This is a genomic window from Bernardetia sp. MNP-M8, assembly GCF_037126285.1.
GTDB lineage: Bacteria > Bacteroidota > Bacteroidia > Cytophagales > Bernardetiaceae > Bernardetia.
In genome coordinates this window covers 4,981,066-5,005,000 of sequence record NZ_CP147012.1, presented here as the reverse complement: position 1 = coordinate 5,005,000, position 23,935 = coordinate 4,981,066, and the positions used below count along the sequence as shown (strand labels likewise).

Annotated in this window: 20 protein-coding genes and 2 rRNA genes (1 of these 22 cut by a window edge); 12 read left to right on the top strand and 10 right to left on the bottom strand. The window is 32.3% G+C overall.

Going from position 1 to position 23,935, the window contains the following annotated elements:
- From V9L04_RS20220 to V9L04_RS20210, 3 genes are all read left to right on the top strand, one after another.
- Window positions 1-2,389: ribosomal RNA gene (locus tag V9L04_RS20220) — 23S ribosomal RNA — on the top strand; it begins 499 nt to the left of the window's first position.
- Window positions 2,390-2,535: 146 nt separating this feature from the next.
- Window positions 2,536-2,646 (top strand): 5S ribosomal RNA (gene rrf, locus V9L04_RS20215).
- Between the two features lie 236 nt (window positions 2,647-2,882).
- On the top strand, window positions 2,883-3,584 hold the full coding sequence (locus V9L04_RS20210; RefSeq protein WP_338791749.1) for a ComF family protein: 702 nt from the start codon (window positions 2,883-2,885) through the stop codon (window positions 3,582-3,584).
- 10 nt (window positions 3,585-3,594) lie between these two features.
- Here the strand turns inward: V9L04_RS20210 and V9L04_RS20205 are convergent, their stop codons facing one another.
- Complete coding sequence (locus V9L04_RS20205) at window positions 3,595-5,181, bottom strand: DUF4132 domain-containing protein (protein WP_338791748.1); 1,587 nt, start codon at window positions 5,179-5,181, stop codon at window positions 3,595-3,597.
- Between the two features lie 87 nt (window positions 5,182-5,268).
- On the bottom strand, window positions 5,269-6,465 hold the full coding sequence (locus V9L04_RS20200; RefSeq protein WP_338791747.1) for a hypothetical protein: 1,197 nt from the start codon (window positions 6,463-6,465) through the stop codon (window positions 5,269-5,271).
- Window positions 6,466-6,643: 178 nt separating this feature from the next.
- On the opposite strand from V9L04_RS20200, the gene V9L04_RS20195 reads away from it, so the two are divergent.
- From V9L04_RS20195 to V9L04_RS20180, 4 genes are all read left to right on the top strand, one after another.
- A complete protein-coding gene (locus tag V9L04_RS20195; protein ID WP_338791746.1) occupies window positions 6,644-8,443 on the top strand; it encodes a hypothetical protein in 1,800 nt (599 codons plus the stop codon).
- A 115-nt stretch (window positions 8,444-8,558) separates the two neighbouring features.
- Window positions 8,559-9,011, top strand: coding sequence for a hypothetical protein (locus V9L04_RS20190; protein ID WP_338791745.1), 453 nt, complete (start codon window positions 8,559-8,561; stop codon window positions 9,009-9,011).
- A gap of 210 nt (window positions 9,012-9,221) precedes the next feature.
- On the top strand, window positions 9,222-9,476 hold the full coding sequence (locus V9L04_RS20185; RefSeq protein WP_338791744.1) for a hypothetical protein: 255 nt from the start codon (window positions 9,222-9,224) through the stop codon (window positions 9,474-9,476).
- 141 nt (window positions 9,477-9,617) lie between these two features.
- Complete coding sequence (locus V9L04_RS20180) at window positions 9,618-10,430, top strand: hypothetical protein (protein ID WP_338791743.1); 813 nt, start codon at window positions 9,618-9,620, stop codon at window positions 10,428-10,430.
- Window positions 10,431-10,432: 2 nt separating this feature from the next.
- Here the strand turns inward: V9L04_RS20180 and V9L04_RS20175 are convergent, their stop codons facing one another.
- Together V9L04_RS20175 and V9L04_RS20170 are read right to left on the bottom strand one after the other, a co-directional pair.
- Window positions 10,433-10,936, bottom strand: coding sequence for a hypothetical protein (locus V9L04_RS20175; protein WP_338791742.1), 504 nt, complete (start codon window positions 10,934-10,936; stop codon window positions 10,433-10,435).
- A gap of 303 nt (window positions 10,937-11,239) precedes the next feature.
- Window positions 11,240-12,202, bottom strand: coding sequence for a hypothetical protein (locus V9L04_RS20170; protein ID WP_338791741.1), 963 nt, complete (start codon window positions 12,200-12,202; stop codon window positions 11,240-11,242).
- Between the two features lie 231 nt (window positions 12,203-12,433).
- Here V9L04_RS20170 and V9L04_RS20165 point away from each other — a divergent pair, with 231 nt between their 5' ends.
- Window positions 12,434-13,615 (top strand): DnaJ domain-containing protein, encoded by a 1,182-nt coding sequence (locus tag V9L04_RS20165; protein WP_338791740.1) that lies wholly within the window; start codon window positions 12,434-12,436, stop codon window positions 13,613-13,615.
- Window positions 13,616-13,789: 174 nt separating this feature from the next.
- On the top strand, window positions 13,790-15,097 hold the full coding sequence (locus V9L04_RS20160; RefSeq protein ID WP_338791739.1) for a dicarboxylate/amino acid:cation symporter: 1,308 nt from the start codon (window positions 13,790-13,792) through the stop codon (window positions 15,095-15,097).
- A 300-nt stretch (window positions 15,098-15,397) separates the two neighbouring features.
- On the opposite strand, the gene ygiD is transcribed toward V9L04_RS20160, so the two are convergent.
- Both ygiD and V9L04_RS20150 read right to left on the bottom strand, forming a co-directional pair.
- A complete protein-coding gene (ygiD, locus tag V9L04_RS20155; protein WP_338791738.1) occupies window positions 15,398-16,285 on the bottom strand; it encodes a 4,5-DOPA dioxygenase extradiol in 888 nt (295 codons plus the stop codon).
- Window positions 16,286-16,390: 105 nt separating this feature from the next.
- A complete protein-coding gene (locus tag V9L04_RS20150) occupies window positions 16,391-17,278 on the bottom strand; it encodes an SDR family oxidoreductase (RefSeq protein WP_338791737.1) in 888 nt (295 codons plus the stop codon).
- 84 nt (window positions 17,279-17,362) lie between these two features.
- Between V9L04_RS20150 and V9L04_RS20145 the strand changes: the two genes are divergently transcribed.
- Window positions 17,363-17,809, top strand: a complete 447-nt coding sequence (locus tag V9L04_RS20145) for a helix-turn-helix domain-containing protein (protein WP_338791736.1) — start codon at window positions 17,363-17,365, stop codon at window positions 17,807-17,809.
- Between the two features lie 229 nt (window positions 17,810-18,038).
- Here V9L04_RS20145 and hisIE read toward each other — a convergent pair whose 3' ends face one another.
- Together hisIE and V9L04_RS20135 are read right to left on the bottom strand one after the other, a co-directional pair.
- The gene (hisIE, locus tag V9L04_RS20140; RefSeq protein WP_338791735.1) at window positions 18,039-18,668 is read right to left on the bottom strand and encodes a bifunctional phosphoribosyl-AMP cyclohydrolase/phosphoribosyl-ATP diphosphatase HisIE; all 630 of its coding nucleotides are present in this window, start codon (window positions 18,666-18,668) and stop codon (window positions 18,039-18,041) included.
- Window positions 18,669-18,806: 138 nt separating this feature from the next.
- The gene (locus V9L04_RS20135; protein WP_338791734.1) at window positions 18,807-19,421 is read right to left on the bottom strand and encodes a DUF2179 domain-containing protein; all 615 of its coding nucleotides are present in this window, start codon (window positions 19,419-19,421) and stop codon (window positions 18,807-18,809) included.
- 187 nt (window positions 19,422-19,608) lie between these two features.
- On the opposite strand from V9L04_RS20135, the gene V9L04_RS20130 reads away from it, so the two are divergent.
- Window positions 19,609-20,502 (top strand): OmpA family protein, encoded by an 894-nt coding sequence (locus V9L04_RS20130; protein WP_338791733.1) that lies wholly within the window; start codon window positions 19,609-19,611, stop codon window positions 20,500-20,502.
- 331 nt (window positions 20,503-20,833) lie between these two features.
- Here the strand turns inward: V9L04_RS20130 and V9L04_RS20125 are convergent, their stop codons facing one another.
- The gene (locus V9L04_RS20125) at window positions 20,834-22,198 is read right to left on the bottom strand and encodes a Mur ligase family protein (RefSeq protein WP_338791732.1); all 1,365 of its coding nucleotides are present in this window, start codon (window positions 22,196-22,198) and stop codon (window positions 20,834-20,836) included.
- Window positions 22,199-22,252: 54 nt separating this feature from the next.
- Here V9L04_RS20125 and V9L04_RS20120 point away from each other — a divergent pair, with 54 nt between their 5' ends.
- Window positions 22,253-22,969: a hypothetical protein gene (locus tag V9L04_RS20120; protein ID WP_338791731.1), complete on the top strand. Its 717-nt coding sequence runs from the start codon at window positions 22,253-22,255 to the stop codon at window positions 22,967-22,969.
- Window positions 22,970-23,072: 103 nt separating this feature from the next.
- On the opposite strand, the gene V9L04_RS20115 is transcribed toward V9L04_RS20120, so the two are convergent.
- Window positions 23,073-23,858: a hypothetical protein gene (locus V9L04_RS20115; protein ID WP_338791730.1), complete on the bottom strand. Its 786-nt coding sequence runs from the start codon at window positions 23,856-23,858 to the stop codon at window positions 23,073-23,075.
- Window positions 23,859-23,935 lie beyond the last annotated feature (77 nt).

The following is a 23,935-nucleotide window of genomic DNA, read 5'->3' as shown; positions in this document are numbered from 1 at the left end:
TACTCCGAATAGGAGGGTGAAAAGACCTGAAACCGTGCGCTTACAAGCGGTTGGAGGGACGTTAATGTCCTGACATCGTGCCTTTTGCATAATGATCCTACGAGTTACACCTAACTAGCAAGGTTAAGGCATTCAGTGCTGCAGCCGAAGCGAAAGCGAGTATGAATAATGCGTGTAGTTAGTTGGGGTAGACGCGAAACCTAGTGATCTACCCATGGTCAGGTTGAAGCTTTGGTAACACAAAGTGAAGGACCGAACCCGTTGACGTTGAAAAGTCTTGGGATGAACTGTGGGTAGGGGTGAAAGGCTAATCAAACTAGGAAATAGCTCGTACTCTTCGAAATGTTTTTAGGAACAGCCTTGAGTATAGTTTGTGTGAGGTAGAGCTACCGATAAGACTAGGGGGAGTCACATCCTACCAAATCTTGACGAACTCCGAATGCATACAAATGTTTCTCAGGAGTGAGGGCTGTGGTGCTAAGGTCGCAGTCCGAGAGGGAAAGAACCCAGACCATCAGCTAAGGTCCCCAAATATAGATTAAGTTGACCTAAGGTGGTCCGATTACGGAGACAGCCAGGATGTTGGCTTGGAAGCAGCCATTCATTTAAAGAGTGCGTAACAGCTCACTGGTCGAGTGATTGGGCGTCGATAATACACGGGCATAAATCTATTACCGAAGCTATGGACTATGATTTTTTGAAGTCATAGTGGTAGAAGAGCATTCTAAATGCGTAGAAGCTGGATTGTGAATGAAAGTGGAGCGTTTAGAAAAGCAAATGTAGGAATGAGTAACGATAAAGGGGGTGAGAAACCCCCTCGCCGATAGACTAAGGTTTCCTGAACAACGCTAATCGTTTCAGGTTTAGTCGGGACCTAAGGATAAGCTGAAGAGCGATTCCGATGGGAAACAGATTAATATTTCTGTACCTCGTTTAAATTGTTAGGGGAGACGGAGTAAATAGTGTAGTGCGTTCTGACAGAAATGGACGTTAAAGCCGAAACGCAAAGGTTTTTAGTAGGTAAATCCGCTAGAGATTGGATTAGGCAATAGTACGACAAACCTTCGGGGGCGTTGATAATCTACATAATAGCTTCCAAGAAAATCCTCGTTAACGTTAATTTAAATAGCCCGTACCGCAAACCGACACAGGTAGTCAAGGAGAGAATCCTGAGGCGCTCGGAAGATTCATGGTTAAGGAACTAGGCAAATTTACCCTGTAACTTCGGGAGAAGGGGTGCCGTCTTATAGCGATATAAGCGGCTGCAATAAAAAGGTCCAAGCGACTGTTTAACAAAAACACAGGGCATTGCGAAATCGTAAGATGAAGTATAATGCCTGACACCTGCCCGGTGCTTGAAGGTTAAGAGGGGAGCTTAGGAGTAATCCGAAGGTTTGAATCGAAGCCCAAGTAAACGGCGGCCGTAACTATAACGGTCCTAAGGTAGCGAAATTCCTTGTCGGGTAAGTTCCGACCTGCACGAATGGTGTAACGACTTGGACACTGTCTCAACCATGATTCCGGTGAAATTGAAGTATCGGTGAAGATGCCGATTACCCGCAACGGGACGAAAAGACCCCGTGAACCTTTACTATAGCTTCGCATAGTTGTTGAATACAGAATGTGTAGGATAGGTGGGAGACTTTGAAGCAGCGTCGCTAGGCGTTGTGGAGTCATTGTTGAAATACCACCCTTTCTGTATTTGTCATCTAACCTCGTGAGAGGGACGGTGCGTGGTGGGTAGTTTGACTGGGGTGGTCGCCTCCGAAAGTGTAACGGAGGCTTCCCAAGGTTTCCTCAATACGGTTGGTAATCGTATGTAGCGTGTAATGGCATAAGGAAGCTTGACTGCAAGACAAACAGGTCGAGCAGGTACGAAAGTAGGGCATAGTGATCCGGCGGTTCTGTGTGGAAAGGCCGTCGCTCAAAGGATAAAAGGTACTCCGGGGATAACAGGCTGATCTCCCCCAAGAGCTCATATCGACGGGGAGGTTTGGCACCTCGATGTCGGCTCGTCACATCCTGGGGCTGGAGAAGGTCCCAAGGGTTGGGCTGTTCGCCCATTAAAGTGGCACGCGAGCTGGGTTCAGAACGTCGTGAGACAGTTCGGTCTCTATCTGTTGTGGGCGTAGGAAATTTGCGAAGATCTGACTTTAGTACGAGAGGACCGAGTTGGACAAACCTCTGGTGTATCAGTTGTGGTGCTAACTGCATTGCTGAGTAGCCACGTTTGGAACAGATAAGCACTGAAAGCATCTAAGTGCGAAACTGACTTCAAGATGAGATTTCCCTTAAGAGACGTTAGAGATGATGACGTAGATAGGCAGCAGGTGGAAGTTTAGAAATAAATGGAGCTGAGCTGTACTAATTTCTCAGTAGTCTTTTGTTAGTGTAGGTTTTCCGATATGCAAACGGAGAGTCATAATTTTTAAATATACTATACACCTTACTTTGTTAAAGTAACACTTGTTAAAGAACTTTTTAAGAACTTGTGTAAGTTGCATTGGTACTAGCCAGACAATTTACCTAAAGAAAAAGGGTGATCATAGCATAGGGGTACACGTCTTTCCATTCCGAACAGAGCCGTTAAGCCCTATTGCGCCGATGGTACTGCGCTATTCGTGGGAGAGTAGGTCATCGCCCGTCTTTATAAGGACAAATGCAGGAATGTATTTGTGAACGGACAAAGAATTAAGCCTTTTTAATCATAATTGATTAGAAAGGCTTTTTTTGTGGAAAACAGTTTTTATATCATCCTAGTGAAAAAACTGATGGCGAAAAATTTATTAGAGTAAATCAAGTAATAATAGTAATTTATTGAGGCAAAGCTGAATTTATTTTGTATATTTCTGAAAATTGATCTTTCCTATCTGTATTTTCTTATGACAACTTTCAAAGAATATCTATCAGCTCTTGTGTATATCTTTTTTCCAGATGTTTGTTTGGCTTGTGGAGGAGTAATAGAGCAAGGAGAAAAAACGATTTGTTCGATATGTAAATTTAGTTTTCCTAGAACAAATTTTCATTTGGATAACGAGAATGCTTTAGCACAAAAATTTTGGGGAAGAACAAAGGTAGAACATGCTATTGCGTATTTATTTTTTAAAAAAGCAGCAGATGTACAAAGTATGTTGCATTATCTCAAATACAAGGATTCGCCAGAAGTGGGAATACTTATAGGAAATTGGTATGGACAAGAGCTTTTAGAAAATGATTTTCATAAAAATTTTGATGTTATTATTCCTGTCCCTCTACACCCAAAAAAACTTAGAAAAAGAGGGTATAATCAGAGTGCTTGTTTTGGAGAAGGTTTAGCAGAAGTTTGGAAAATTCCACATTTAGAACACGGATTAGAGAAAGTAACAAATACTAGTTCTCAAACGAAAAAATCAAGACAAGAACGATATGAGAATATGAAAGCAGGATTTTTAGTGCCGAACCCAGAAGAAATAAAAGACAAAAATATTTTGATTGTAGATGATGTAGTTACTACAGGAGCTACTTTGGAAGCCTGTATTAATCTGCTTTTAGAGAAGGGAGCAAAAACAGTAAGTATTGCTGCCATTGCAATTACACAAATTTAATACAAGGAAATTATATAGAAGTATCTACAGAAGAGACATGAATAATCTGTTTAATAACTCTAAAAATTTCTGAAAAAGTGACTTTATCTAAAACTTCAAAAGAAAGTGACTGTGCTTTCTGATGAAGACGAATAACATTTGTTTTTACATTTTGTGGCTGACTTGGTAATGCTTCTACCCAAAACTCTACTTCTAATTTAGTAGCTTTTTCTGTATTGTAAAGTTTATAGTCAAATTGAAAAGTAAGAAAACTACGATTCATTTTCGGATAGGTAAGCCATTTATAGTTCCATCCTTGTACTTTGGCAAACATTCGAAGCTTTTTCTGATTCAGAATTATTGCTTCAAAACGATTGCTTTCTTCATTTTCATCTATTTTTCTTTCAAAAACACCTCTAAAAACTTGCTGAAAAGGCTGTTTTAAATCTTTCTGTTTTATAAGTTCTTGCCAATCTTCTAATTCTTGTTTCTGTAAGAAAGCAGGATGTAAAAGACGAATATTTGTATTTTCTTTTACTTTAACAGGATTTTTATCAGTGTCGACAAAGCGACCAAAAGAAGACCATACTGTTTTCCATTCTTTTTCTGTATCAGAATTTGTTGTATTAATTTCTACTTGCCACACCAAATTTTCTACAACAGTTCCCAAAAGTCCGTGATTGGCGTAAGCAGTTTGCCAATGTGAATAGGTAAAAGTTTTTTGAGTTAAATAGGTTTTTTCTAAACGTTGCCTTTGTAGAGTAAGTGTTTTTTGTGCTTCATTGGCTGTGTTTTTTAGTTTCTCTATTTTATTAGGAAATTCTCGTTTGAGAGCAGCAGGAACACTTTTTAATTCTTTTCCTTGAGTATCAAACCAAGTAAGTTTTACTTTATTTTCTATAACCTGCATTTGATAGGCATAAATTTTTTCAGGATTTAGTTTTGAATGAATTTCTCCTTCCAAAAATCCATTTTCTAGTCCATAATCTGGCAAATGATTTTCTAAAAGCTCTATTACCTCCACTTTTTGTTTTTTTGCAATTTGAGTAAGTTTAGTTTCTACTAATTTTTTTAAAGAAAGAGATTGTAATTGAATTTGTATAGAAAGCAGTGCTTGAATAGGAGTAACATTCTCAATGTCTGCAATGGCATAAATTGCTTGTTCAGAAAGTTTGTAAGAAGCAATTCCTGTGATTTTATCTGTTTTATCATTGCTTTTAAAAGGTCTATTTTTGCCTGCTTCAATAGCAAGTTCGGAAAGCAAATCAATAGAATTTTGGTCTGCTACAAAAGGTAAAGCACGAATAAGACGAGAAAAAATCGTTTCATTTGGATATTCTAGTAAATAATTTCGCTCGTATTCTAATCCAGATTCATCTTCATAAAAAGCTGTTTTGGGTTTTTGAAGAATTACAAGTTCTAGCCAACTATGCACTATTGTACGAAAAGATTTTTCACCTATTTTTTTTATAATAGGCAAAATCTGTTTTTTATAACTTCGTGGTGTAACGTCAATTATTTTTTCGAATAAATACGACCAAAGCAACTGTTCTTTTTCTTCTGCGTAATCGAAAAATTCAGTTACACTATTTCCCCAACTATCTTCTTTATTTAGCATTTTCTTATTTGTATAACAGACTTTTCAGTCTGTTGAATTAGTAGATTATCAACTATTACTTTGAAACAGATTAGGAAGTCTGTTGTACTATTTGATTTCTTTCATTCTCTCAAATGGTTTTGTTCTATCAAAAAGATAGCGATACGTCGCATGTCTTTTTACTTTTTCAGCTTCCAAACTCTCACAAAGTTTAACCATATTAGTATTAAAATCTCCAATCCAATTAAATTCTATGTAGTCATATTGATAGTTAGGTTTACTTCTGCGCTCTTTTTGATATGCCATAACCATCCCTAATTCTACTCCTTTTCGTTGAAATTCTGGTGCAACTCCAAATATTACTCCAAATACTTTTTTATTTTTCTTCTGCATTTTATGCCACAGAAATTGTAGTTTTTGCAAAATGCCAAATTTTCCGTTTAGGTGTTTGAAAAGCTGATTGAGTTCAGGTAACATCACATAAAAACCAATAGCTTTTCCTTCAAAATAAGCAAACCATACCAAATCTTCTTCTAAAATAGGTTTCATTTGCTTTAAAAGAGCTTTTGAATCTTCTACTGTAAGTTTTGCTACACCTGCATGATTTCCCCAACTAGCATTATATACTTCTCTAAAGTCTTCTGCATGTTTGTCAATAGTTGCTTTGTTGATATGAGAAAAAGAGTAGCCTTCCTTTGTCATCACTCGGTTAGCAATTTTTTCTAATCTTTCCGAAACATCATACATTTCACGTCCATAGGTAAACTGCTGAAAATACTCTTGAAAACCCCATTTTTCAAAAAAATCTTTGTAATATTCAAAATGATAACCCATCTGATAATTAGGAGGCTTATCAAATCCATCAATCAAAACTCCCCACCATTGATTACGTTCTCCAAAATTTATTGGTGCATCCATCGCTTCCATTCCACGCTCTGAAAGCCATTTTTTAGCTTTATCAAATAATGCAAAAGCTACTTTCTCATCATTAATACATTCAAAAAAACCTGCTCCTCCTGTAGGTTGTTCATTATCTTGCAAAACAGTTTTAGGATTTATGAAAGCTGCAATTCTTCCTATTGTTTTTCCAGTATTGTTTTGTAAAAGCCAGCGAATTGCTTGTGCTTTTATTTCCCCTTTTTCTCCTCCAGTTTGCTTAAAAAGTGGATTTTGAGTTTCATCAAATACAATTTCTATATCTTTATTTAATGGACGAATCCAATAGGGATTATGTTTGTAAAGACGAGCTGCAAAATCATTAAATTCTTTTTTATGTTCTTTTGTTTCTACTTCTATGAAATTCATTTTATGAGTAATGGTAAATTCTGACTAATTATTATTGTATTATCAAATCTAAAAGAACAAATTTACAATTTTTATTTTTTATAAAAATGGTGTAATTTAATTCTTATCTTCGTCATTGTTTACAATTTTTATTAAAAAAAGAAAAAGCACGCCTTTTCTCTACTATAAAACTCCTCCTATGAAGTCATCATTTTATTCTATATTTTCCTGCTTTTTATTATTTGCTCTTTTATTTTTTTTTGAAATAAAAGTAACTGCTCAAAACACCACTGAGCAAAATAAGCGATTTTTTAAATTGATAAATTTGAAAAACAAAGCTAATAAAGGCTTTTTTCAAACGGATAAGCAGATTACAAAACTTCTTTTTGAAGGTGCTAAAAGAGGTGAATTGCCAATTTATAAGGTAGAATATCAAGATAATGATGCAAAAAAAGTAGAGGTAGAACGCTTGGAAACAGAACACATGGATAAATTCCAAACGCTTACTACTGACCAGCTTAGTATTTTGGGAATAGATTATGTTGAAAGTGTAACTAATTCTAATCAAACGATTCATATTCAATATCTACATTTGTTTGTAGCAGGAAAATACTTTTCAGATTCGAAGCCTCAACCTGTTGTTTCATTTCGCTATGAAGATGCCAAACGTTTTCTAGACAATGACCACAGAAGTGTTTGGATGCCTACTCAAGGTGATGAAAACGAAGAGGTACAAAATGATAATTTTTTTGAAAATCTGTTTTTAGCAGACGAAAGTCAGCAAGCCAAAATTAGCCAAAAATTAGCACAGCTTGTGAAAAGTGGTAATATTACTCCTTACGATTTAGAAGAATTTGAATATAAAAAGAAAGAAAAAGGAAAGAAGAAGCAACTCAAAGAACCTGAAAAAATGAGTGCTGAACAGTTTTTAAATCGTTGGAATTCTCTTACAGATGCTCCTATTGGAGAAGTCAGAATTCAGAATATTGATGATAGAATTCCTACGAAAGACTCACATGATTTTTTTACTTCAAAATGGATTACAGTTTGGAATACAAAAAGTGATTATTTGAAACCAGTAGCTTCTTTTTTAGTGGAAGAAATGAAGCCTTTTTTTGAAAGTAAAAGGTCTACTTCTACCTCTCAAAAAATAACTACGTACACAAATGCTTTGCAAAATCAGTATTTTGAAAGCGAAAATATAGTTTGGGAAAATGAAGATTTGAAAGATGAACCTTTTTATAAATACAATTCTAATTTAAAAAATCAAGTTTTAAATCAATTAGCTTATTATGTCAGAACAGAAATTCATTTGAAAGAAAATGTAAATAAATCATTGTTTCAAGATGATAATGAAATTTCTAAACTTCTTTTAGAAGCTGCTGAAAAAGGTAAACTACAGGCGTATGAAGCAAATTACAATGCAGAAAAAGGAAATTTCTATGAGAAAGAGATTGATTTTGCAGAAATTAAAGCAAATTTATTGAAAATAAAAACTGAAAAATCAGCGTCTGAAATACTTAATATTAGTGAAGAACAAGTTAAAATAGGAATTTCTTTAGAACAAGTTGCAGAGTTAGAAAAATATAGAAATGAGCAAGCTAAAGAGCTTTTGGAAGTAAACGAACTGTATACTGACCCTTCTAGTAAATTTTTTTATATGTCGGATATTTCGCTTTTAGAAATTGAGAATGAAGTTATTTATGATATAGAAAATGATCGTTATTATTATCAATCGGCTTACATTTCGTTATATGTTCCTGCTGAAAAATCGGGAATTGAGATTAATAAACTCATTGCAAAGTTTAAAATTCAAGATGTGTTGAAAGTTCTTCGAATTAGTCCAAAAATCACACTCTCAGATTATCAAAAACAATTTATTCATCAAAATTTTGCAGCAGAAAAACGAATTCCTAAACGAGTAAACTATACTTATTTTTTATGTAGGCAGCTTTATATAGGAAATAAATGGCTAGTAGATGGTATTTTTTGGGAGTAAAAAACATCAAAAATTATTGCGACATATTGAAAAAGAATTACGTATAGAAAATAACAACTCCAACAAGAAAAATAATTTCACTCAAAAATTCTATTACTATTAATTCTTACAACTTATGTTAAAATTAAATTTCAATTCTAGACAAGAAATTGCTAATTCTGCTAAGAATGCTTTTTCTATCAATTTTCCTTTTTATGTTTTTGCACTAGGAGTTTTACTTGCTTTTTCTGCTTTCCAGTGTGATGACCAAGGCTGTGACCCTCCTATTGATGAATGCGAAATTGTTATGACAGCTGATGTAGTGGTCGAACAAGTAGTTTGTGGAGTAGGTGTATGGGATAATCTTTGGTTTAATGATGGCTCAAATACTTATTTACAACCCTATTCTTTAGATGAGTATGCAAAAGCCGATATTGAAAATATGGAAATAAAAGACAAAATGAGTTTGAAAATTCATTATCAGTATGCTAAAAAAGATAATCGTTATGATGATATAGTTATTTGTCTTGCATACCCTGGACCAAGTGAGCCAATCAAAATTATTTCCATTGAAATAGTGAATAACTAAAATAGAAATTATCAAATACATTCAATTTCTGTAAAAATCAAAATCACTTTTTTAAGCTAAAGAAGTGATTTTTTCGTTTGTAACTGATGTTACGCAAAAGGCTGCTCTGTGTGCCACAGAGCAGGGTTGAAAAAAACTAAATCCGTGTTCTGTGGCACACAGAACACTAAACTGCGTAATATCAGTTTGTAATTAAAGCAATAGTAATGAATGCCAAAACTTAGTGTTTATGGATGTGTAGATGCGTGTTTTTCTAAATATCACTTTATAGAAAATGTCTCAGTAAAAACAAACATTTGCCTTGTTTCAAGACTTAGAGATGATGCTTATCTAAGATATTTATTTAGAAGAGAGCCAAAACAACCTGATGGCAAAGTTGATATTAAAAATACAGATTTGAACTACTTTAAATTAGCTCATAGTTGTAAAGTTTTACAAGGTTATACCAAAATTAATTACTACTAAATATGATTTTTTAATTGTTCAGTATAAATCCCAAACACCACATAAATAATCCCAAATATGAAGCTTTAGTGTTTTAAACCCTAAACAGACTATTGTTAAAATCTTATGTTTAAAAAAATAATTTCTTTTAGTTTACAAATTTTGTTAGTCATTTTTTTGACAGTTCTTACTCAAATTGGAGGTATTATTTGGATTATCTGTTGGTTACAACTAACTATTTTTGGTTACAAAAAAAAGAAAAAGCATTATTTCAATTATTTCAATTATTTCAAAATAAAGTTGCTTTACTTTCTTGCATTTTATCTATTTGCTACTTTTGCAATTATTCCTCTAGCTTCTGAAAAATATAGTAACCGAGTAGCACTTCCCATTTTTGAAGAAAGTAATCTTCAACCTACCACCATTTGGACATGTATTTTGAATAGGCATTATGTAAAACCACAGCTTAAAGAAGCCTTATTTAGAATAGGAAAAGATTTTGATAAAAAATATCCAAATTCAAAAGTAAGGTATTTAGATGCTAATTTTCCTTTTTATACAGGTTTTCCTCTTCTACCACATATTAGCCATAACGACGGAAAAAAAATAGATTTGAGTTTTTTTTATTTGGATAAGGAAACAGGCAAACCGACACATGAAAAGCCTTCTTTTTCGGGTTATGGTATTTATGAAGAGCCACAAAAAGGGGAAATAAATCAGCCAGCAATATGTTTAAAACAAAGTTGGTATTATGATATAGGAAAATATGCCAAAATTTATAGCCATAAAGAAGACTATTCTTTTGATGCAGAACGAACAAATTATTTGATGAAGCTAATCATAAAAGAAAAATCTTTAAAGAAATTTTTTTTAGAACCACATCTTAAAAATCGTTTCAATATTACATCTCCCAAATGGCGTTTTCACGGCTGTAAAGCTGCTAGACATGATGACCATGTGCATGTGCAATTATAAAATTATTTCAATATCTCTAATAAATGATTGGGGATTTTGTCATCACTACGTTCGTTATACCAAGAAATAGACTGAATAAGCCAATTTCCTTTTGCACAAATAAGTTGAATACTATTTATTCCTTTTGTGGTTGGTTCTCCGTCTAATTCAATTTTGTTGGTAAAAATACTGAAACGTTGTGCAATTTTTCCAAAAATCTGTGTACGATGTGAAATCTCTTGTGTAAAAAGTTGAGGAATGTCATTTTGTTCTATCTGACTCTGTAATACTTGTGCAAATGTACGAACATCTAAAAACATAGGTGCATCAAGGTTTGCATTGATAAATTGTGCGCTACTTGTAAAACAGTCATGAAAGTTTGACCAGTTTGGTTCTATGCCTTCCGAAAAAGACATACTTTTATACAACAACTCTATTCGTTTTTGAATAGCTTGTTCTTTATTTTTATATAATAATGAAAAATCAGTAATTGATTCTTTATCAGACTTTTGTCCAAATTCTTTCATATTCTAGCTTTAATATCTGTATTTTAGGTTTCTCTTGAAAAATACTCTTCTGAGTAAGAGAATAATGTAAAATTAAGATAAAAATCGTTTTGTTGTGTGGTTTTTAATGTTTTTTTCTAAAAATAAATCTGTTCGTTTTAGATGTTTCAAAGACAAATTGCTGTTTTTTAATTGTTTATAAATTATTTAAGAATAGCTAGAATTGCAAAATCCTACTGAGTAATCTTCGATAATTCGATAAATCACTCAATAGGATTTTAAATAAGTTCAAACTTTATTTTTTTATTTTCTATAAAAAAAAAATTATCTTTTGTTAGGGTTTTCGCTTTCCACAGGCGTTTCTATATTTTTTAATAGATATTTAGATTTGTTATCCTCTGTAATTGGATCAAAATCTTCTAAACTCACCAAAATACCACGCAATCCCATTTTTTCTTTTAAATTTCTGTTATAAACTTCGGCATGTTCGTAACTATAAAAAGGTCCTAGAAGTAATCTGTACAACATTTTTCCATCTACTTCTACAAAAGTTACCAAAATGTTATCGTGCCAGTGTACTTCTAATTCAGCAACATTATTTACCAAATTTTGATAATTTTCAAAAACACCCAATTGAATACCAATAGTTTTTTCTTCTACACCATACGGACGAATACTAAAATGATATACTTCCTGAATTTCACCTTCTGTTTGTAATTTCAATGAAAGTTCTGGGTCGGCAGCTTTTGCAAAAGCAGAAATACGGTCATCTGAAGAACCTTTTTTGTCTTCATGGAGCTTCAAACGAGCAATCATTTGTTTCGGACTTAGATAGGATGTAATTCTATCAACTAATTTTCCTTGAGGTGTAAAAACCAAAATTTGAGGAAAGCTCTTCACTTCATATTTTTTAACTACATAATCTGCATATAATGAAGGAGCTTGTAGTTTTTGAGCTATATAACGTTTTTTCACGTAGGTCTGAACATATTGGTTAGCAAAAGTAACTGAATCAAATTTGTTGTTTTTGGCATGAACAAAAACAAAATAAGGTTTGTCTTTCTTTTTTCCTTCCTCTTGCAACTGGTCAAATGAACCTGCAAAATAAGCCATTTTGTTAGTTTGAGTAGTTTCTGAGAGAACAACAGCCTTCTTCTGTGCAAAAGCAAAGTTTGAAGTAATAAAAAAGCCTAATAATAAAAGTAAAACTCTTCTTTTGTAGAAGTGATTAACTGTAAATAAATTGAAGTTTATTATTTTTGCTAAAATCATTTTGAAATAGGACATAAAAAGTGAGTTTAAGATGAAAAAATTTCTTTATTCTTGATAAGAAATAAAGATAGGAATAAATTAGTTTTGAGATAAAATTTAAGGCATAATAAATTGAATTTTATTATCTCAAAAATTTATTTCTCTTACAACCGTTCTTTTTAAAACTACAAAAGAGGAAAAAGTGTTTGTAGATTTGAGTAATAAATAGTACAAAACAGAATTAAAGCGAAAATATATTAATAAAACATGAGTAATTACTACGATTTATTAGGCATCACAAAAACAGCCACTTTACAAGAAATAAAATCTGCCTACAAAAAACAGGCTTTAAAGTTTCATCCAGATAGAAATGCAGCAACTCCTCAAGAAGCACAACTAGCAGAAGAGCGATTCAAATTAATAAATGAAGCCTATCAAGTTCTTTCTGACCCTATTAAAAAGTCAAGGTATGATAATGAATTAGAGTTTGAAAGTGCAAGAAGACAACAATATTATAAACAATATACATCAAGTGGGAACTATTCTGACTCTTCTAATCAGAATACACATCAGAATACACAAAGAGATACAGGCTATACTTACCAAAGAAGACAAACTACTCAAAAAAAACAACCAACTTTCGAATTTGGAAAAACAGAGTTATATATCGTTTTAGGCTTTGCTGTAATGTTTGTTTTTGCTTATTTACTGATGAATGTCATGACAAATTACTCATATAATACCTATATAGAGGAAGCAAAAGCAGCCATAGAATCAAATGATTTTGTAACTGCCCATAAAGCACTAGAAGAAGCACAAACACAAAAAGAAGAAGATGCTGAAGTAAATTATTTGTTAGGAAAAATTCAGTTGAATAGAAAGAATTATGCTGATGCTATTAGCTATTTCAGAAATGCACTTTCTTATACTGATAAAGGTGAAAAAGAGATTAGAGCAAAATACCATAATGAAATAGCAGATACTTATTTCTTGATGAATGAATATTATTTAGCTATTGAAGAGTATAAAATAGTTGGTTCTTTAGGAGGCTACAATCAAAGAGTACTCATGAATATTGCTGATTTGTATCTTGAGAAATTGAGAGATTATGATAAAGCAAGTTTGTATTTTGATAAAATTATTGAAAAAGAACCAAAATTGGTAGAGCCATATATTGGAAAAGCTGTTGCCAAACATAATACAAAAGACTATCAAGCAATGGGAGAACTTTTAGATAAAGCAATAGAAATTAATCCAAAGAATTCGTACTTATGGTATTATAAAGGGTTTTATTTTTGGGAAAAGCCAGTTTCAGGTATAGAAAGTGAAATAGAGAATAACGGAGATGCGAAGGTAAAAGATAAACAAAATGCTTGTGAGAGTTGGAAAATTGCTGTCAGTTATGGAAGTCAAGAAGCTGCAAAGCCTTTGAGTGAATATTGTAAATAGAAAGTAATAAAAGTAAAAAACAAATTTGGTAGTCAAGTGTCAGGGGAGTTTATTCTCACACTATTTTTTGAGCCAAAACAAACTTCATTTGTTGTTTAAGAGAAACACAACTATATTTGAATTATATTTTAATTCTAGATGAACTAATTACCTAAAACACTACAAACATATCTCATGAAAAAATCCCCTAATAAGTCTTTTAAGCTCGCTCTACATTGGCAAATTATTATTGGCATGATACTCGGTGTCGTATTCGGAATAAGTGCCGTTCTGATGGGCTGGAGTGGTTTTGTTGCTGATTGGATTCAACCATGGGGAAAGATTTTTGTAAACTCATTAAAAATGATTGCAATGCCTCTTGTATTTATTTCTTTGATACAAGGAATTGCAAGTATGAGTGATATTTCAAAACTCTCTCGTTTAGGAACTCGTACAATAGCTATTTATCTTATTACAACAGTAGTAGCCATTACTATTGGACTTGTCTTGGCAAATGTAATTCAACCTGGTAAAGCATTTTCGGAAGAAAAAAGAGCCGAATTTGCTCAAAAATATGAAGCCAAAACAAAATCTAGCAAAGAAAAAGCATTAGCTGTAAAAGAATCAAATCCATTACAACCTATCATCGATATTGTTCCTGATAATGTTGTGGCAGCAGCTACCAATAATCAAAATATGCTTCAAGTGATATTTTTTGCTGTTTTGTTTGGTGTAGCTTTAGTAATGATTGATTTTCAGAAAGGAGAAATTATCAAAAAAGGATTTGATGCTCTCAATGATTTGGTCATAAAAATAGTAGAAATACTAATGCTCTTTGCGCCTTATGGGGTTTTTGCACTTCTTGCTTTTCTGATTGTAGATTTTGCAGAAGGAGATTTGAATAAAGTAGTTGAACTGTTTAAAGTAGTTGGTTTGTACTGCTTAACTGTAATTTTAGGACTATTTTTGATGGTTGTTTTTTATGTGCTTGTGCTAATGATTTTTGCTCGTTATAATCCATTGCAGTTTTTTCAAGGCATTGCTCCTGCACAGCTTTTGGCATTTTCTACCAGTTCTAGTGCAGCTACTTTGCCTGTTACGATGGAAAGAGTAAACAAATTTTTGGGTGTTCCCAAAGAAATTGTAAGTTTTGTTTTGCCTGTGGGCGCAACTGTAAATATGGACGGAACAAGTTTGTATCAAGGCGTTGCAGCTCTTTTTATCGCTCAGGCTTACGGAATGGATTTGACTATTGTACAACAACTTGGAATTGTCTTGACGGCTACTTTGGCTTCTGTGGGTGCTGCTGCTGTTCCAGGGGCTGGTATTTTGATGCTTGTTATTGTTTTGGAACAAGCAAAAATTCCTTCTGATGGAATTAACCTTATTTTGGGAGTAGATAGACTTTTGGATATGTGCCGAACAGTTGTCAATGTTACAGGAGATGCAACAGTTTCTCTTTTAGTGGCAAAATCTGAAAATGAACGATTAGACGGGGAATAGAAATTAGAAAAATGGAGATTATAAAGTAAGGAAGACTAAAAAAATAAATTTACATTTTTAGCTATTTATAAAAACAGGGTTAAAACCCTGTCCAATTCAAAAACTACCTTTTATGATTTTTCACAAAGATATGTTTTCAAAAATAGGTTATGAATTATAAATTGAACAGTTTTTAACCCTGTTGATTAATGCGTGAATTTTTCAAAGTGTAAATTTATTCATTTTATACTTCTAAGAAATAGAAATACAGAATATAATTTCTCAAAAACTGTATTCTGTATTTTTTTATAAAAAGTCATTCTAACTTGCTTCTATTTTTATTGAAGTCATTGTAAGCGAGCCACCAATAGGTTTATCATTAAAAATATCTATTTTGTCATTTTCCTCTTTTAATGCTAACGTATAAATGAGAGGCAAGTAATGTTCTGGAGTTGGAATGGCTAATTCAAACACTTTTCCTTGTGATTTGAAATTGATTAATTTTTGATGGTCATCATTTAAGATATATTTTTTGATATTTTCATTTGCTTCGGTTGCCCAATCAAAAGCATAAGGTTGATTCAATTTATCCCAAGCTACTAATCTTAAATTATGTATTATATTTCCACTGCCCACAATTAAAACTCCTTTTTCACGCAAACTAGCTATTTGTTTGGCTAACTCATAATGATATTGAGCAGGTTTTGAATAATCAATACTCATTTGGATAACAGGAATATCAGCATTTGGATAGAGATGTTTGATTACACTCCATGCGCCATGGTCAAGTCCCCATTTTTCATCTAGCTTTACTTCTGTTTTGGTAATTATCTTTTTAGTTTCCTGCGCTAACTCAGGACTTCCTTTAGCTGGATATTGCACCTCAAATAACTCTCTTGGAAATCCTCCAAAATCATGAATAGTACGTGGATTTTGCATAGCTGTAACAAAAGTTCCCTTTGTTTCCCAGTGAGCAGATATACAAAGTATGGCAGTAGGACGCACCATATCTTTTCCTAATTGTCTGAATGATGCAACAAATTCGTTTTCTTCAATAGCATTCATTGGACTTCCATGACCTAAAAATAATACAGGCATTTTACTTGTCTTACTCAGCGATGAAGTCATTTTATCTAACTCTTTCAATTTCATGGAAGTGCTTAATAATGGTAAAAGTAATAGTGATTTTAAAAAGTCTTTTCTAGTCATTGTAAATCCAATAATTAGCAATTTTATGAAAAATACACAAATAAAGTAGTTAAAATCCTAAGTCATTTTAAAACTTAGGATTTTGATAATTCAATATATAACTCATTATTTATACACTTCTTTAATAAATGATGAAAGAGTTTGAGTTTTTCTACCTAAAATAGTTTCCAAATCATTTTTTGTTTTCTCAAACTCGCCACTTGCTATTCCCAAACTAAAACCTGTTGTCATGCCAATAATTTCGGCTGGCAAACCTACAGATTTTAATGTCGCTTCAAATTCTGGAACTGTTGGAGAAACATAATTAATAGTTTCACCTATTGCTTCAGATAAATAAGTAGCAATATCATTAAATGTTATCAGCTTGCTTCCATTAAACTCATAAATTTTGTTGGCATGTTTTTCAGGTTCACTCAAAATGATTGCTTCTGCTTCAGCAAAATCTTTTCTTAGAGCAAATGCTGTTTTTCCATCGCCAGTAGGCAAATAGACTGTTTTGGTCTGCTGTAATTGCTCTTTCGAACCGATGAACATAGGAACAACTTCTGCATATAGATTATGTCTAAGAATTGTATACGTAATTCCTGATTCTTTAATCCATTCCTCTGTTTTAATGTGTGCATCAACAACAAGATGAAGTGGCGATTTTTCTGTTTCATCATTTCTTACTGTACTTGTATAAAGAATATGCTTTATTCCAGCTTCTTTAGCAGCATTGACTACATTTTCATGCTGTGATAAGCGATTATTAATATCACTTCCAGATACAAAATAAAGCACATCAATAGTTGCAAAGGCAACTTTTAAAGCATCTGAATTGTCATAATCAGCAACACGAACATCAAAGCCTTGTTCTAGATAGTGTTTTGCTTTTTCAGCACTTTTGTCTCTTACCAAAACGGCAATATTTGTAGCTTCAATTTTTTCTTTTAAAAATTCTGCAACATTGCTTCCTAATCCACCTGTCGCACCTGTAATTAATATTTTGCTCATGATTTTCTTATTTTTCTATGATTTAATTTTACAAACTAAAATAAAGTAACTAACTTTTGGTTAGTCAAAGATAAAAGGTTACTTTTGTTATTACAAGAGCTTACAACAAAATCACTCACTTACCTTGAAGTTATTATTGCTGATAATCAGTTAGTTATGAAAAGAGAAACTTTAGAAAAATATTCGGACGTAGATAATTGTCCTGTCAGAAATGTCCTTGATAAAGTAGGCGATAAGTGGTCAATACTTATTTTATTGATTTTGCACGAAGAAAAAATCCTGCGTTTTAATGAAATAAATAAATACATTGAGAGTATATCACAAAAAATGCTTTCTGTAACTCTAAAAGGCTTAGAGTCAGATGGATTAGTCAAACGAACTATTTATCCTCAAGTTCCTCCTCGTGTAGAATATGAACTTACTGATATGGGAGAAAGTCTTGTTCCTCACATAGAAACGCTTGTAAATTGGGCAAAAATAAATATAGACAACATAAAAAAATCAAGAGAAAAATATTCAAAATCAAAATAAGGCTAAAAAAAATACAGAATACAATTTATCAAAAAAATGTATTCTGTATTAAACGTTATCACGGTTAATTTTGTAAAGTTCATTTTTCCTTAGTGGTAGGTTTGCAAACCTACCACTAAGGAAAAATAAGCAAAGGTATAGTTTTTATAATTAAGTTGATTATCAAACCTGTAAATAACCGTGATAATGTTTATTAACTGGTTACTAATAATTATTTACAGATAACTGTTTACTGGTGTCTTTTTTCCAAAACTTCCATCACTTCATCAATTTTGACATCTTGAGAGCGCATCAAGACAAGCAAGTGATACAATAAATCGCCACATTCTTCTTTGAATCGTTCTTTGTTTCCTCTCATTGCATCAATAACTACTTCGACAGCTTCTTCGCCAACTTTTTGCGCTACTTTATGAACACCACTTTTGAGAAGTTTATTTGTATAAGAACTTGCATTTTCTTCTGTGTCTTGGCTTCTTTTTTCAATCGTATTTTCCAAATGCTGCAAAAAATGAATATTAGCTGTATTTTTTTCTTCGCCAAAACATGTATCTGTTCCTGTATGACAAACTTCGCCTTGAGGTTTTACAAAAATTAGAAGTGTATCATTATCACAATCTAAGTGCATTTTTTGTACATGTAAAAAGTTTCCAGAGGTTTCTCCTTTTGTCCAAAGACGGTTTTTTGTTCGGCTAAAAAAAGTCACTTTGTTTTCTTTCTGCGTTTTTTCGAAGGCTTCGTGATTCATAAAACCAAGCATCAAAACACGCATTGTTTTAGAATCTTGAATAATGACAGGAACAAGTCCGTTTTGTTTTTCAAAATCTATTTGCTGACTTTGTATTTCTTCGTTTATATTCATTTTATTTTTAGGCTACTAGCTAGGAAAAGACAAACCTTTTCTCTACAAATAATTTTATTTTTAATGGATTACAAAAGTAAACTATAAAGCTACATTTTTCAAAAAAGATTACTAATTCGTTTTATTCTAAATCCTCAATTACTTTCTAATTGTTTTTATTTTTCTGACCACACGAGAAAATGTACCCGAGTCAGAAGTAGGAATATCATCTGTATTTTGCACGTGTCTGATATTTTCTATAGTATAAAAAGCATTGGGATTGTGCGTATTTATTAAGTGTAAAAATTTAGGTAATTCTTTTCTTTTCACAATCGAAAAAACTACACCTACATCACCATATTTTCCTTCTGCTTGCAAATGTGTAAATCTATAATTGGTGTCTTTTAGTTTGGAGATAAGATGTTCAGCTGTTTTTCCTGTAATAATTCTGACCATTACCATTCCTAAAGCAATTCGTTGTTCTAACCACATTCCCAAATAAGTTCCCATTGCAAAACCTCCTGCATATGCCAAATAAGACATTATATTAGTAAGGTTTTGCATAATCTGACCAATAGCAAGTAGCCATACAAAAGCTTCAACAAAACCAATAAGTGGCGCAATATTGCGTTTTCCCATTGTTACAAGTACGATTCGAAGCGTTGAAAGACTAACATCGGTCAGACGAGCCAAGAAAATAAGAATAGGAAGAATAACGTAGGCATACACCCAAATTGTATCTTCATTGAGATACTGATAAAAAAAATCTTGCATAGAACTACAATTTGACGAAATTTAGAGTTAAATTAAACTCTATTTCTGAATAAAAAATTAATTTGGTGCAAAAGTCGTAAGATTTAAACTAGCGACAAAGAAGAATTGCATATTGAATTTTATTATTCTATTAATTCTTTTTAAATTTTACTAAAAAGAGCTACAAAGTTACAAAACCTAAAAAAAAGTGAATCAAAAACTACATTTTATAAAAAAAATAATTCTGCCCACTTTCTTACTCTCTCTTTTGATTTTGATTATTTTCTCGTGTGTAAGTCCGAAAAAATATAAGGCAAAATTAGCAGAAGTAGAGCGTAAAGAACAAGAAAACGAACGCATAAAAAGACAATTTTATGAAGCTCAAAAACTATTACTTCAAAGTTCGGATTCTTTAAAAGAAATTATTGTTTCATTGCAAACAAAAGATTATCAATTGGATAGTCTTCAAAAAATTGCCAAAAAAACAGTTGAAAAAAATAATTTATTAAATAAAGAATTACAGGAAAAAGAAGTAGAACTAACAAAAAAAGAAAATGAGATTTTAGGTAAAGAAAAAAATATTTCTACTTTAAAAAATAAACAATACCAACGCCAAAGACAATCTAATGAATTACAAAAATCTATCAAAATGGCTTTTAGTTCGCTCAATAAAGAATCTTTTTCAGTAAAAGAAAAATCGGGACGTTTGTATATTTCACTTTCTAACAAACTACTTTTCGAAACAGCAAGTATTGATATTAATTCAGAAGGAAGAAAGGCACTTCAAAAACTAGCTTCTCTATTAAAAAATAATGCTTCTGGTTTAGATATTTGGGTAGAAGGACACACAGATAATATGCCTGTAACGGGCGCAGAGCTTCCTTTTAAAGATAATTGGCAACTTAGTGCTTTGCGTGCTTCTGTGGTAGTACAATTGTTGGTAGAAAATGGCATTGCTCCTCAAAGTATTGTAGCAGCAGGACATGGCGAACATTTACCTATTGCAAGTAATAAGACAGCAGAAGGGAAAAGTGAAAATAGAAGAATAGAAATTGTAGTTCTGCCCAAACTAGATGAAATTTTTGAACTTTTGGAGAAATAATAATTGGTTCTTTATGAATTTAGTTGCAACCATCTTTTGCAACTAAAATCATAAAGTTCATAATTTATTAATACACTGTTTACAATGCTTTTTGTGTGTTCAACTCTGGGGAGTTGAACGAAATGCTTCCTCAGAAGCGTGATTCAAGCAAATAAATCACGCTTCTGAGGAAGCGAAACATTCAGTTCTGAGGAACTGAATGCACAACAAAATGCAATAAAACTTTTGAAACAGTGTATTAATGAAGTGTGAAGTATTTTTAAATTCTGAAGAGCAACAAAATTAATAGAAAAACCTTGTTCTAATCAGTGCAGAACAAGGTTTTAAAAAGTTATCCTAAAAGTTGATTAGCCAAACTTTCAATGTTCATTCCTCCCATTTTTCCAGAGGACATAATCAAAAGATTGTTTTGTTTCCAATTTTGAGCTACTAAAAAAGATTCTAATTCATCAATTGTAGTAAATACTTCTAAATCTTGTCTTTTGAAAGCATCTTTCAAATCTTGTTTAGAAATGGCAGGTAATCCTTTTGCTGCCACATATTCAGGGTTATAATAAACTGCTGCTGTATCAGCGTTATTTGCAGTATTTGCATATTCTTGTATAAAATCTTGATTCAAACTACTGAATGTGTGAAGTTCCATACAAGCTGTCAAACGCTGTTTTGGATATTGTTTTTTTACTGCTTTTATAGTTGCTTCTACTTTAGAAGGTGAGTGAGCAAAGTCTTTAAAAACGTGCATTTGATCATTTTCTCCTACGAGTTCAAGACGTTTGGAAGCTCCTCTAAAAGACATCATGGCATCATAAAACTGACTTTCTCTTATTCCTAGCCTTCTACAAACAACTTTTGCAGCATTCAGATTTGACATATTATGCTCTCCAAAAACAGAAACTTCCATTTGTCCCAGTTCTGTTTTCAAAAATGTTTTTCCTTCCTGTACGCTTGATGGATGTGTTCTATAAGGCAACTGAATGGTATCAAAATGAATATTTTCATTATCTTCTACTATTTCTTTTACCAATTTGTCTTCTTCATTATAAATAAGTGCGCCTGCTTTTACTGAGTTTTCAGCAAACAAACGAAACTGATTTTTATAGCCTTCAAAATCAGGATACACATTAGCGTGATCCCAAGCAATTCCACTAATAACGCCAATATGATGATTGTAATGTAAAAATTTAGGTGTTTTGTCTAAAGGAGAAGTTTGATATTCGTCGCCTTCAATGATAATAATAGGGGCATCAGATAAACGCACTGTTGAATCAAAGCCTTCTACATACGCACCAATTAAATAATCAAAATCATAACTTTGAAGTCTTAATGTGTGCATAATCATAGCTGTAATAGTGGTTTTGCCATGACTTCCTGCAATTACTACACGTTCTTTGTTTTCAGAAAGGGAATAAATATATTCTGGGTATGAATAAATTTTTAAACCTAGTTCTTGTGCCTTCAAAAGTTCTGGATTATCTGCTTTTGCGTGCATTCCTAACACTATTTTATCCAAATCAGGAGTAATATTTTCTGGAAACCAACCTGCCTTTTGGGGAAGTAAGCCATGTTCTCTCAAACGATTTTCAGATGGGTCATACCACGCATCATCCGAACCTGTAACTTTATTTCCATTTATTTTTTCTCTAATAGCGATATTGTGCATAACGCTTCCTCCGATTCCGATAAAATGTATATTCATATCTCTAATTCTATGTTAATTTTCTTATTCTGATTTTAAGATAAAAAATTCAAAATGAGCATAAAAGAATTTAATTCTTTCTGCCGAGTAGTTTTGATATTGGCAAATATACGTTATTTCGTAAAATGTTTAGAACAGAATTATAATTTGATTATGAAAAATGTAGATAAAAAGATAAAACCATTAGAGTTTAAAAGACTTGACAAAATTCTTATTGGAATATTTTTGAGTAGTTTGGTATTAATTATTCTTCCTTATGATGTTTGTTTGGGAGCTTCAGCAGAATTTATCAGTCGTTTCTTGAAGGCTTCTTTACTAAGTATTTTTTCGTTTATCCTAATTATTCGTTTTTGGAATAAAAAACTGCATTCTAAATTAAAATTTAGAAAAGGAATACGATTTTTGGGAGTAATTATTTTTGTATTTATTGCTTTATTTAATCTTAGAGCTTTATTTCTAGCTTTATTAATTTATCCTCACAGTCAATATGTGTTTTATGACAATGTAGCAAATAGTTATGATAAAATAATTTACAGATATTATCGTCATTTTCCTATGAGTGGTGGAGACTGGAAACTAAAACGAGTTTATTGTCATGATTATTTTCCTTTGATTAGTATAGAACAAGATTACAAATCAGAAGATGTAAATGGAATTTGGAAAGGTTACGGATATCCAAATGAAGATGGAAAATATAAAAGAACTGTTCGTTTTCTAAATGGAGAAGTAGTTGAAATTTTAGATTCTGTAAAAGTGCAGATAAAAGAATAGTTTTGGTTCTTTCAAATTTGTCATTCTTTTTTTGTCGTTTTGGTCTCACCTGCCGTTGTTGGTGTGCCACCAACGACATAATGAAACCAAGAACCAAAAATAATTACTTTCTATTCTGAATAAGTTCTTCTAAAGTTTTAAGTATATAATATCTGTTTTCAGTAGACAACTCACTACCAAAACGAACTTGTCTTTGTCCTTCTAACGATATATAGTGATTTGTAGAGCTGCCTCCTTTGCTAGAGCGAGAAATACTTACATCTTCACGAATACTATTTATTTCAGACCATAAAAAACGTTTATGTTTTCCTATTTTACCTACTCCTGTAAAGATATGTCCCCCTTTACTATCAAGAGTAACTTCTACTTTGCCTGCAATTGTCATCAAAGCCATACTCCATATAAATAAAGAACCCAACAAAAAAGGAATTCCAAAAAGAGAAGTAACAATATCAAATTCTCCTGTAAAAATTTGAGTACCATAAATTCCACCTATCGATCCACCAGACCAAACAAGGGCAAAAGGAATAATAAAAAGAGCAGACCACGAGCGAGTAGAAGCTCCAATCTGAACACCATCATCTAGATGATTGATATAAGCTCCTTTGGGAGGATTATTTATATCAAAATTACGGGTGTTTTTTGTATCAAAATTTTTTTGGACAGATTGATTATGAAAGTCTGCTTCTTTGTACATCGACTGGCGAGCCAAATCATAATCGTCAGTGTAGCTTCTTGAGCTAGATTTTGATGATGAAAAGTCATCTTTTTTAGTACTTACATGAGCTGAAATACTAAAGACATTTCCACAGTTTTGGCATTGAGCAATGTCTTTTTGAATATTTATGGCATCTCTAGGTATTTTTATTTCGCAACTGGGGCAATTCATAAGGTAGTTTTGTAAGGAGTGTTTTTTAATTAACATTTCTTACAATTACGTAAAAATCATAAAAGTAGTTTTCACTT